Below are 11,039 nucleotides of genomic sequence, written 5' to 3'. Positions count from 1 at the left end.
GCCGTGCGCACCCGGCCGTCGCCCTCGGGGCGGGGCGGGGGCTGGGCCACCGAGCGGGCCATGCCACGGGCCACCGCCTCGTTGATCCGCGCCGCGAGACCGGCGCCCTGCTCCAGCCCCTGGTCGTGCAGCATGGCGGCCAGCCCGCCCGCGTACCCCTGGCCGATGGCGCGCACCTTCCAGGCGCCCTGCCTGCGGTAGAGCTCCAGTGCGGCCACCGCGGACTCCGAGTCCAGGTCGGTGATGGTGTAGCTGGCGATCTCGGTGCCGTCGAGGCCGGTGACGGCGACGAACGGCGCGGCCATGGCGCCGAACCGGGCCGGGCCGCCGACGCCGGTCGGCAGCGCGAGCAGCACGGTGACCCGGTGGATGTGCTCGGGCATCGCGTCGAGGTCCACGGCGAGCCGGTGGTCGGCCGCCGCCTGTTTGGGCACCTCTATCCCGGCCAGCTGGGGCGAGGCGGGATGCGCGACCCATTCGGCGCCGTGCACCGTGCCCCGCTCATCGCCGAGTGTCGCCCCGGCCACGATCGGATTGCCCGCAGAGATCCGGATCTCCAAACGGGTCTGGGGCAGCGGGTGGTTCTGCCCTCGGACCAGCTCGGCCGTCATGGCTGCGTCCCCTCGTTGTGTTCCGTTGTGTGCCGTACGTGTGGGTGGTGATGCGGTGGTGCGGTGAGCGCGTCGGCCCGGCGAGCTCTGCTCAACCGGGCCGACGCGCTCACCTGGGCGATACGCCTTTACAGATGCGGTACGCCTTTACAGATGCGGCAGGATGTGCGGCATCAGGTCCTGGAAGGTGCGGCCGTTGGCCGGCTCGCCGACCGCCTTCATCTGCCAGGAGCCGCCCGCGCGCTGGACCGTGGCCATGATCTGGGCGGTGTACTGCCCGCCGCCGGTGAGGGTGTAGCGGGCGAGTTCCTGACCGTTGGTCTCGTCCACCAGCCGGCAGAACGCGTTCTGCACCTCGGCGAAGGTCTGGCCGGTGAAGGAGTTCACCGTGAAGACGATCTGGTCGATGTGGACGGGCACCCGCTGGAGGTCGACCAGAATGGCCTCGTCGTCCCCGCCCTGCCCGGCGCCGCCCACGAGGTTGTCACCGGTGTGGCGGACCGAGCCGTCGTCGCTGACCAGGTGGCGGAAGAAGACGACATCGGTCGGCTGCTTGTCGGCGAAGAGGACGGCCGACGCGTCGAGGTCGATCTCCCGCGTACGGGAGCCGAACAGCCCGCGGCGGGGCGCCGCCTGCCAGCCCAGCCCCATCCGCACCGCGGTCAGGGTGCCCCCGTCGGCCTTCTGCAGGCTGATGGCCTGTCCCTTGGACATGTTGACCGTCACGCGCTGTCCCTACTCTCGTCTCTCGATTCCCCGTGGCCGCCGCGGATGCGACCGTGGCCGCGCCGTACGCACGGCCCTTCCGAAAACCCTATGCACTGCCGCCAGGGCTCCGGCCGGACGAGCGGACTTTTGTGTCGGTCTTGCAACACAGAGAACCCGCGGGCGCCCCGGTGAGGACCCGGGGCGCCCGGTGATCAGGAAACTCCGGCCTCCCGCATCTGCCGCAGCTCCTTCTTCAACTCCGATACCTCGTCGCGCAGTCGGGCCGCCACCTCGAACTGGAGCTCCGCCGCCGCGGCCCGCATGCGGTCGGTCATCTCCTCGATCTGCTCGGCGAGCTCGGCCGCGGGCCGGTCGGTCAGCACCGCCTCCTTGGCCTTTCCCTTGGCGGCCTTGGCCTTACCGCCCTTGGCCGCCTTGCCGCCGGCCGCCGGCTCGGCCGCCTTCGCGCCCTTGCCGTCCTTCGCCTTGCGGTAGCCGGTGCCGAGCAGCTCCTCCGTGTCGACGTCCTCGCGGGCGATCTGGGCCACGATGTCGTTGATCTTCTTGCGCAGCGGCTGCGGATCGATCTTGTTGGCCTTGTTGAACGCGATCTGCTTCTCGCGGCGGCGGTTGGTCTCGTCGATGGCCTTCGCCATCGCCGGGGTGACCTTGTCGGCGTACATATGCACCTGGCCCGAGACGTTACGGGCGGCACGGCCGATGGTCTGGATCAGCGAGGTGCCCGAGCGCAGGAAGCCCTCCTTGTCGGCGTCGAGGATGGCGACCAGCGAGACCTCCGGAAGGTCGAGGCCCTCCCGCAGCAGGTTGATGCCCACCAGCACGTCGAACTCACCGGCGCGCAGCTCGCGCAGCAGCTCGACCCGGCGCAGGGTGTCCACATCGCTGTGCAGATAGCGCACCTGGATGCCCAGCTCGAGCATGTAGTCGGTGAGGTCCTCGGCCATCTTCTTGGTGAGGGTGGTGACCAGGACGCGCTCGTCCTTCTCGGTGCGGGTGCGGATCTCATGGATGAGATCGTCGATCTGGCCCTCGGTCGGCTTGACGACGACCTCCGGGTCGACCAGGCCGGTCGGGCGGATGATCTGCTCCACGAAGCCGTCGCCGCGGGACATCTCGTACGTCCCCGGGGTGGCGGAGAGATAGACCGTCTGGCCGACGCGCTCCAGGAACTCCTCCCACTTCAGCGGGCGGTTGTCCAGTGCGGAGGGCAGCCGGAAGCCGTGCTCGATCAGGGTCCGCTTCCGGGAGGCGTCGCCCTCGTACATCGCGCCGATCTGCGGCACCGTGACATGCGACTCGTCGATGACCAGGAGGAAGTCCTCCGGGAAGTAGTCGAGCAGGGTGTGCGGCGGGGATCCGGTCTCACGGCCGTCGATGTGCAGCGAGTAGTTCTCGATGCCGGAGCAGGTGCCGATCTGCCGCATCATCTCGATGTCGTAGGTGGTGCGCATCCGCAGCCGCTGGGCCTCCAGCAGCTTGCCCTGCTTCTCCATCCGGGCCAGGGTCTGCTCCAGCTCGGCCTCGATCCCGGCGATGGCCTTCTCCATGCGCTCGGGCCCGGCCACGTAGTGGGTGGCCGGGAAGACATACAGCTCCTGGTCGTCGCTGATCACTTCGCCGGTGAGCGGGTGGAGCGTGGAGAGCGCCTCGATCTCGTCGCCGAACATCTCGATGCGGACCGCGAGCTCCTCGTAGACCGGGAAGATCTCGATGGTGTCGCCGCGGACCCGGAAGGTGCCCCGGGTGAACGCCATGTCATTGCGGTTGTACTGAATATCGACAAAGCGACGCAGCAGCTGATCGCGGTCGATCTCCTCGCCGACCTTGAGCGGCACCATGCGGTCCACGTACTCCTGCGGCGTACCGAGGCCGTAAATGCAGGAAACGGAGGCCACCACGACCACGTCACGCCGGGTGAGCAGCGAGTTCGTCGCCGAGTGGCGCAGCCGCTCCACCTCCTCGTTGATCGAGGAGTCCTTCTCGATATAGGTGTCCGACTGCGGGACGTACGCCTCGGGCTGGTAGTAGTCGTAGTACGAGACGAAGTACTCGACCGCGTTGTTCGGCAGCAGCTCGCGGAACTCATTGGCCAGCTGGGCGGCCAGCGTCTTGTTCGGAGCCATGACCAGCGTGGGCCGCTGAAGTTTCTCGATCATCCATGCGGTGGTCGCGGACTTGCCGGTGCCGGTCGCGCCGAGCAGGACGACATCCCTCTCCCCCGCGCGGACGCGCCGGTCGAGGTCGGCGATGGCGGTGGGCTGGTCACCGCTGGGCTGATAGGGGCTGACGACCTCGAAGGGCGCCACCTTGCGTTCGAGCTGAGTTACGGGCCGCATGAGACCAACCGTACGACTCACCACTGACAACGGCGGAGCGCTCGTTCGCGCCACTCCCACCCCGGCCCTCCGGCCGGATTCGGATGATCACCCGCATTATATCGCCCGTGACACGAATTTTCCGTCCATCCGACACCTATCCTCCACTGCCGCGCATCTGGGACCCTCTGCCCGTCCATGAGTCGGACGAGAATCAGACGACGCGAGGAGTCCGTATGCAGATCCGCCCGGCCGCCGCGTTAACCGGCGCGCTCATCGGGATGTCCGCGCTCTTCCTCCCCACGGCCACGGCCCAGGCCAGCACCGGCCGGACGACGCACCACCACACGGTCACCGTGGCCCATCGCGGTGCCTCCGCGTACGCCCCCGAGAACACCCTGGCCGCCGTCGACGCCGCCGACGACCTGGGTATCGACTGGGTGGAGAACGACGTCCAGCGCACCAGGGACGGCGAGCTGATCGTCATGCACGACACCACGCTGAGCCGGACCACCGACGTCGAGCAGGTCTTCCCCGACCGCGCGCCCTGGAAGATCTCCGACTTCACCCTCGACGAGATCGAGAAGCTGGACGCCGGAAGCTGGTTCGGCCCCGAGTTCCAGGGCGAGGCGGTGCCCACCCTGGAGGAGTACATGGACCGGGTTTCGGACAACCACCAAAAGCTCCTGCTGGAGCTCAAGGCTCCCGAGCTCTATCCGGGGATCGAGCGCCAGACGCTGCGGGAGCTGCGAAGAGAGGGCTGGCTGGACCACCGGCACAAGCGCCGGCTGATCGTCCAGAGCTTCAGCGCCGACTCCGTGCGGACGGTCCACCGGCTGCGCCCCGACGTCAAGACCGGCTTCCTGGGTACCCCGGCCGTCGCCGATCTGCCGGAGTACGCCGAGTTCTCCGACCAGATCAACCCCAGCTACACGACCATCGACGCCGGCTATGTGTCCGCGGTGCGATCGGTGGACGGGGCGCACGGCAAGCCGCTGGAGGTCTACACCTGGACCGTCAACGACGGCCCGACGGCGGTCTCGGTCGCGGGCATGGGCGTGAACGGCATCATCACCAACAAGCCCGATGTGATCCGGGACGCCCTCGACGACGCCTCGTGAGCCACGACTCCCCCTGACGAGGCGCCCCGCCGACCGACCGGCGGGGCGCTGTCGGCGGCGCTGTCGGTGGCGGGTCCTACGCTGAAGGCGTGACGATCGCAGAGCGGCAGACACGGCCGGACCCGCGGCAGCGGCCGGAGCGGCGGGAGCACCCAGAGGGGCGGGACGCCCGCGCCTGGGCCTGGGCGGTCCTGGCCACGCCCATCGGCCCGCTGCTGCTCGCGGCCACCGACGAGGGGCTGGCCCAGGTGGTCTTCCACGCGGAGGAGAAGACGGCGGCCGAGGCCGTCGCCAGGCTGACGCGCCGCCTCGGCACCGAGCCCACCGCCGTGGCGCCCGAGGCCCCCGGCACCGCGGCCGCCCCGTCCGCACCGCGCTGCGCCGGGCATCTGACCGAGGCGATACGGCAGATGGAGAGCTATTTCGCCGGGGACACCAAGGCGTTCACCCTCTCCCTGGACTGGTCCCTGATCACCGGCTTCAACCGCCGGGTGCTGCGCGAGCTGGCCGCGCATGTGCCCTATGGAACGGTCGTCGGCTATCAGAACCTCGCCGACCGGGTGGGTGAGCCGGGCGCGGCCCGCGCCGTCGGCGTGGCCATGGGGAGCAATCCGCTGCCGGTCGTGGTGCCGTGCCACCGAGTGGTGGAGAGTGGCGGGGGCATCGGCGGCTTCGGCGGCGGGCTGGAGACCAAGCGCATCCTGCTGGCACTGGAAGGCGTTCTTCCGCAACCGCTCTTCTGAATCGTTCTTCCCGGCCGGACGGAAACATCTTGTTGCGGAATTCCGCGGCCGTCTTGTGGTGCTTGCCTATCACCCTTATCTTAAGAGCGCCCATCGCCCTGGCTTTCCGTCACCAGCCGGGCATGGGGCTCTCATTGCGTTCGGCCGTACGAACCGTACCGCGCGATAACGCTCTTCCGCTCTTCAGCTCTCCCGCTCCACCGATCGTGCGTGCCACCTGCTCTGCCGGCACTTCCCGCACGTCCCGCACCCCCGCTCTTCCTTGCCCTTCCTTGCCTTCCTCGCTCTCCCGCTCATCGGAAATTCATCGCTCAACTACGTCCCCACAAGTGATCGAATTGGAGAACCATGTCCGGTGTTCTGCTCGCGGGCGGCGCGGCCGCGGCGCTATTCGCCTCGGCCCTTTCCACCCAGGGTGTTTCCTCGGCCCCTGATGGGCCGCCGGAAAAGATCCAGATAAGCGTCAAGACGGTGAACGGCTCGGGCTGCCCCAAGGGCACCACCGCCGTGGCCGTATCCGCCGACAACTCGGCGTTCACCGTGACCTACAGCGACTATCTCGCCCAGGTCGGCCCCGGTGCGGATCCGACCGACATCCGTAAGAACTGCCAGCTCAGCCTGGGCGTGCATGTGCCGCAGGGGTTCACCTACGCCATCGCCCAGGTCGACTACCGGGGCTATGGCTACCTCGAAAAGGGCGCCAAGGGCACCGAGAAGGCGAGCTACTACTTCCAGGGCTCGTCGGACACCGCGTCGCGGACCCATGACTTCAGCGGTCCGTACAACGACAACTGGCAGACCGCCGACAGCACCGACTACAGCGCCCTGGTGTGGGCCCCCTGCGGCCAGGACCGCAACTTCAACGTCAACACCGAGCTGCGGGTCAACGCCGGCACCTCTCCTGCGGGCACCACCAGCTTCATGGCCATGGACTCGACGGACGGCGGGGTCAACACGGTTTACCACCTGGCCTGGAAGGAATGCCCTTCCGCCGTCCGGTAGCCCGGTAAATCCACCATCGAATGGAGAATCATGCCCGGTGTTCTGTACGCAGGCGGCGTGGTCGCGGCGTTATTCGCCTCGACGCTCACTTCCCAGGCATACGCACAACCCCCGTTCGACACCGTGCCGCCCGACAAGATCGTGATCACGGTCGCGACCGTCAATGGGTCGGGCTGCCCGGCGGGCACCGCGGCGATCGCCGTCTCCCCGGACAACACGGCCTTCACCGTGACCTACAGCGAGTATCTCGCGCAGGTGGGCAAGGGATCCAAGCCGACGGACTTCAGAAAGAACTGTCAGCTGAGTCTGGTCACGCATGTGCCACAGGGCTTCTCCTACGCCATCGCCAGTGTCGACTACCGTGGTTTCGCCCACCTGGAAAAGGGCGCGTCCGCCACGCAGAAGGCCTCGTACTACTTCCAGGGGCAGTCGCAGACCTCGTCGAACACGCATGGCTACACCGGCGCCTACGACGACAACTGGCAGGCCACCGACGTATCCGATATCGCCACCGTGGTGTGGTCGCCCTGCGGTGAACTCCGCAACTTCAACATCAACACCGAGTTGCGGGTCAACGCCGGAACGTCCAACACCAATGAAACGACGAGCTTCATCGCCATGGACTCGACGGACGGCGATGTGAGCACCACCTATCACTTCGCCTGGAAGGAATGCCCGCCGACCAAGAAGTGAACCCTGCGCACCAACCCGGACATGACCCCCTGCGCACCGCCTCGAAACGTACCCGGCTACGGCTCCGGGCGGTGCCAGGCCGGATGCCGGGGGTCGTCCATCCGCACCACCACATCCGCCGCCTCACCCGGCCCCACCTCGTCCTCGTAGCGTGCGAAGGCGGGCAGGGTCCAGCGTTCGCCCTCGTCGGTGCGGCGGGCGAGGGCGGCCGGGGACAGCCGCAGATGCACCGAGAGGTCGAACGGGAACCAGTGCCCCAGCAGCAGCGCGCCGTGCAGCAACAGCACCCCGCCCGGCGGAAGTTCGGCGTACGGGCTGCGCGTGGCCCGGTCGGTCTCCGGATCCCACAGGTCGGGCAGCACCCGCCCGGTGCCGCCCGGCCCCGGTTCCAGCGGATCGAAGACCTCGCGCCACAGGGCTCCGGTGTCCAGCCAGCGGTCGTAGTACGCGTCGGGGTCCCGCTTCCCGTACTCGTAGCGCAGCGAGGCGGGCCGCCAGAACCCGGCCGCCGCGACCACCAGCGCCGGTCGGCCGAGGATGCGCAACGCCTCCGCCAGATCCCGCGCCAGCTCGCCGGTGGGCGCCGCCGGAGCCCCGTCGACGGCCACTCTCAGCCAGGGGCTGCCGTCCGCCGCCGTCAGCCCGGCGATGCGGTCGGCGGTCGCGTCCGTCAGCCGTTCCCAGGTGATCGCTTCGAGCCGCACGCCCCCATCATGCCGTGGGCCCGGGGGCTCTGGGCTCCAGGGCCCAGGGACTCCGGGAGAGGTACTCTCCGCCCATGGCATCTCAGATAGCGCTGCTCCGCGGCATCAATGTGGGCGGGAACAGGAAGTTCCCCATGGCCCGGCAGCGTGAGCTGATGGCCGAGCTGGGCTTCGAGGACGTCACCGTCCACCTCCAGACCGGCAATATCGTCTTCGCCGACCCCGGCACCCCGCCCGAGCGGACGGCCCGCACGCTCGAAGACCACTTCGCCGCCGGTCTCGGCTTTCCCGTGGACGTCATGGTCCGTACGCGCGACGAGCTGGCCGCGGCGATCGGGGCCAACCCCTATCCGGAGGCCGTGGCCGAGCCCAAGACCCTGCATGTGGTCTTCCTGGCGGACGTGCCCGCGGACACGGCCGCGCTGGACGCGCTGGATCCGGCCGCCTACGCCCCGGAGGCGTTCCGCCTCATCGGCCGCGAGATCTTCCTGCACTGCCCGGACGGGGTCGGCCGCTCCAAGCTGGCGGCGAAGGTCACCAACGCCCGGCTCGGCGTACCGGCCACCGCCCGCAACTGGAACACGGTCACCAAGCTGCTGGCGCTGGCCGACGGCTGAGACGTTTCCTCAAGATCAGCCGGAGACACGCCGAGCCGCGCTCAGCTCCAGCCGTACCGCTGCCGCAGCCGCATGACGACCAGGTCGAAGCGCGGCCGGTCGAGCGCGCACGCCTCGCGCCGCATCCCGTCCGGGTGTACCCGCAGCACCCGGTCCAGATCGACCCATGACTCCCGTCCGGCCCGGTCCCACGGCCCGGAGCCGATCGGCACCCACTCGCGGTCGCCGTCGTGCCGCCTGCTCGACAGTTGCACAGCGAGCAGCGTCCCTGCCAGCTCGCGCGCGACCACGAGCACCGGCCGGTCCTTGCCACGGCCGTCGTTCTCCTCGTACGGCACCCATGTCCAGACGATCTCGCCGGGATCCGGATCCCCGTCCGGATCGGGTGCGTAACTCGTCCGTACCCGCCCGACCTGGCGCGGATGAGCCTCGACGGTGGCGGCCGGGCCGGTGCTTCCGGGAAGCGCCGCGCCGTCCCCCGTCCCCTGCGTTCCGTTGAATGGGCTGATCACGCCCGACACGTTAACCCGTCCGCGAAACCCGATGACATGGCGGCCCCCTCGGCGTGGAAGGGGCATGTACGTGCCCGATGTTCTCGACCCACTGGCGGAACTCGTCAAACGACGCCATGACCCGGTCGTCGTTCAGACAGTGCGCTCCACGGCGGCCGCGACCATCGCCTACGTCGTCGCCCTCGAGCTCAGCAAGGAACCCGCCCCGCTCACCGCCCCGCTGACCGCCCTCCTCGTCGTCCAGGTCACCCTCTACGCGACCCTCACCAGAAGCCTGCGCAGGGTCGAGGCCGTGGTCGTGGGCGTCCTGATCGCCGTCGCCTTCAGCGTGCTGGTGGGGCTGACCTGGTGGAGCCTGTGCCTGATCATCCTCGCCGCCCAGACCGCCGGCTATCTCACGCGCGTGGGCGACTGGGTCCAGGAGGTGGCGATCAGCGCCATGCTGGTCCTGGGCGTGGCGCAGGTGACCACCTACGCCTGGGACCGGGTGCTGGAGACCCTCATCGGGGCCGGTGTCGGGTTGGGCTTCAACTTCTTCCTCGCGCCTCCGGTGTGGGTCGAGACGGCCGGCAAGTCCATCGAGGACCTGGCCCGCCGGATGCGTCAGCTGCTGCTGCACATCGGCGAGGAGCTCGGCAGTCAGATCGCCGTCGACCGCGCCGCCGCCCGGCTCTACGAGGCCCGCCGCCTCGACCACGACATCTCCCAGGTCGACGCCGCCCTCCGGCAGGCGGAGGACAGTGTGCGGCTCAACCCCCGCGTCAAGGAGGGCCTCCTCTACCGCGTGGTACTCCGCACCGGCCTGGACACGCTGGAGATCTGCACCGTCATCCTGCGCGTCATGACCCGCACCCTGACCGACCTCGCCAAGGCGCGGACGGACGAACCCCTCTTCCCCCCGGACGTGGCTGATGCCCTGAAGGACCTCTTCACCCATCTCGCCGCCGCCGTCGAGAGCTTCGCCGTCCTGGTCACCACCCAGGTCAGCGCCAACGCCGAGGAGGCCGAATCCCGCCTCTCCAGCGAACTCGTCAAGGCCCACGCCAGCCGCGACCGCGGCGCCGATCTGCTGCTGCGCCGCGTCCAGGAGCACCCCCGCCAGTGGCAGCTGCACGGTGCCCTGCTCGCGGAGATCGACCGCGTCCTCGACGAACTCGACATGGAGCAGCGCTCCAAGCGGCTCATGGAAGAGCTCGACCGCAGCACCCGCGAGAAGCGCGAGCGCTTCCCCTTCCTCCACAAGCTCCAGCGCCGGCTCCGGCGCGGCCGCACGGACCGCTCCGGGGTGGTCTGACTCCCCGGGGCGGTCCGAGTCCCCGGGCGGTCAGCTGAGCGGGTAGCGGTCGCGGGGGAAGACCACGTCGTCGTAAGGCTCGTACAGCTCCACCGAACGGTGGAACTCGGAGGCGAAGTCGTCGGCGAGTTCGGCGATCGTGCCGCGGCCCTCGGTCAGGGACAGCCAGGACGGCGGGAGGCGGAGGTCGCCGTGGTGGGCGCCGAGGATGTTGCCGCAGATCGAGCCCGTCGAGTCGCTGTCGCCCGAGTGGTTGACGGAGAGCAGCAGGGCCGCCTGGACCGGGGTGCGCGGTGGCGCCGGGTCGTAGCTGATCTCGCCGCCGGGGCCGTACAGGATCTGCTGGGCGGGGGTACGGGCCAGGGCGCTGTAGACCGCGATGGCCAGGGCCTCCTCGGCGACCCAGCCGCCGCCGAGGGACTCGGTCTTCTCGGGCGTCGGATCTCCCTCGGCCGCCAGATCGACCGCCTTACGGAGGGCGGCGGTGGTCTCCTCGTGGCCGGGGTAGCGGGCGAGGAGTTCCAGGGTGCGCAGCGTCGCGCCTTCCAGGGACTCGCCGTCGAGCAGGCAGGCGATCATGGCGGCCAGGGCACCGGCCGCGTAGTAGCCCGTCGGATGGCCATGGGTGATCTGGGCGCAGCGGGCGGCGAGTTCGAAGCAGTCGCGGGGGTCGAGCCCGGTGAGGCCGAACGGCGCCG

Annotated in this window: 12 protein-coding genes; 6 read left to right on the top strand and 6 right to left on the bottom strand. The window is 69.4% G+C overall.

What is annotated here, in order from left to right; translation table 11 throughout:
- From GWI24_RS31675 to uvrB, 3 genes are all read right to left on the bottom strand, one after another.
- Positions 1-611: TerD family protein (locus tag GWI24_RS31675; RefSeq protein ID WP_210949448.1), on the bottom strand; the 611-nt coding region annotated here is incomplete at its 3' end.
- Positions 612-758: 147 nt separating this feature from the next.
- Positions 759-1,337, bottom strand: coding sequence for a TerD family protein (locus GWI24_RS31670; RefSeq protein ID WP_210949447.1), 579 nt, complete (start codon positions 1,335-1,337; stop codon positions 759-761).
- A gap of 194 nt (positions 1,338-1,531) precedes the next feature.
- Positions 1,532-3,676: an excinuclease ABC subunit UvrB gene (gene uvrB / locus GWI24_RS31665; protein ID WP_210949446.1), complete on the bottom strand. Its 2,145-nt coding sequence runs from the start codon at positions 3,674-3,676 to the stop codon at positions 1,532-1,534.
- 215 nt (positions 3,677-3,891) lie between these two features.
- On the opposite strand from uvrB, the gene GWI24_RS31660 reads away from it, so the two are divergent.
- The 4 genes from GWI24_RS31660 (at position 3,892) to GWI24_RS31645 (ending at position 7,214) form a co-directional block, all read left to right on the top strand.
- Positions 3,892-4,776: a glycerophosphodiester phosphodiesterase family protein gene (locus tag GWI24_RS31660; RefSeq protein ID WP_210949445.1), complete on the top strand. Its 885-nt coding sequence runs from the start codon at positions 3,892-3,894 to the stop codon at positions 4,774-4,776.
- Positions 4,777-4,865: 89 nt separating this feature from the next.
- Entirely contained in the window at positions 4,866-5,519 is a 654-nt protein-coding gene (locus tag GWI24_RS31655) for a methylated-DNA--[protein]-cysteine S-methyltransferase (RefSeq protein ID WP_210949444.1), read from the top strand.
- Positions 5,520-5,867: 348 nt separating this feature from the next.
- Positions 5,868-6,521, top strand: coding sequence for a DUF4360 domain-containing protein (locus GWI24_RS31650; protein WP_210949443.1), 654 nt, complete (start codon positions 5,868-5,870; stop codon positions 6,519-6,521).
- Between the two features lie 30 nt (positions 6,522-6,551).
- Positions 6,552-7,214, top strand: a complete 663-nt coding sequence (locus tag GWI24_RS31645; protein ID WP_210949441.1) for a DUF4360 domain-containing protein — start codon at positions 6,552-6,554, stop codon at positions 7,212-7,214.
- Between the two features lie 56 nt (positions 7,215-7,270).
- On the opposite strand, the gene GWI24_RS31640 is transcribed toward GWI24_RS31645, so the two are convergent.
- Positions 7,271-7,918 (bottom strand): uridine kinase, encoded by a 648-nt coding sequence (locus GWI24_RS31640; protein ID WP_210949440.1) that lies wholly within the window; start codon positions 7,916-7,918, stop codon positions 7,271-7,273.
- A gap of 74 nt (positions 7,919-7,992) precedes the next feature.
- Between GWI24_RS31640 and GWI24_RS31635 the strand changes: the two genes are divergently transcribed.
- Positions 7,993-8,535: a DUF1697 domain-containing protein gene (locus GWI24_RS31635; RefSeq protein ID WP_210949437.1), complete on the top strand. Its 543-nt coding sequence runs from the start codon at positions 7,993-7,995 to the stop codon at positions 8,533-8,535.
- Between the two features lie 41 nt (positions 8,536-8,576).
- Here the strand turns inward: GWI24_RS31635 and GWI24_RS31630 are convergent, their stop codons facing one another.
- Positions 8,577-9,047, bottom strand: a complete 471-nt coding sequence (locus tag GWI24_RS31630; RefSeq protein WP_308344153.1) for a type II toxin-antitoxin system PemK/MazF family toxin — start codon at positions 9,045-9,047, stop codon at positions 8,577-8,579.
- Between the two features lie 70 nt (positions 9,048-9,117).
- Here GWI24_RS31630 and GWI24_RS31625 point away from each other — a divergent pair, with 70 nt between their 5' ends.
- Positions 9,118-10,341 carry an FUSC family protein gene (locus GWI24_RS31625; RefSeq protein ID WP_308344152.1) on the top strand — a complete coding sequence of 408 codons (1,224 nt, stop codon included), beginning with the start codon at positions 9,118-9,120 and terminating at the stop codon, positions 10,339-10,341.
- Between the two features lie 30 nt (positions 10,342-10,371).
- On the opposite strand, the gene GWI24_RS31620 is transcribed toward GWI24_RS31625, so the two are convergent.
- Positions 10,372-11,039: ADP-ribosylglycohydrolase family protein (locus GWI24_RS31620; protein WP_210949432.1), on the bottom strand; the 668-nt coding region annotated here is incomplete at its 5' end.

It is taken from the genome of Streptomyces sp. MK37H (assembly GCF_018035285.1).
Taxonomy (GTDB): Bacteria; Actinomycetota; Actinomycetes; order Streptomycetales; family Streptomycetaceae; genus Streptomyces; species Streptomyces endocoffeicus.
The sequence above is the reverse complement of the archived record's forward strand: the minus strand, read 5'-3'. Positions and strand labels throughout refer to the sequence as shown.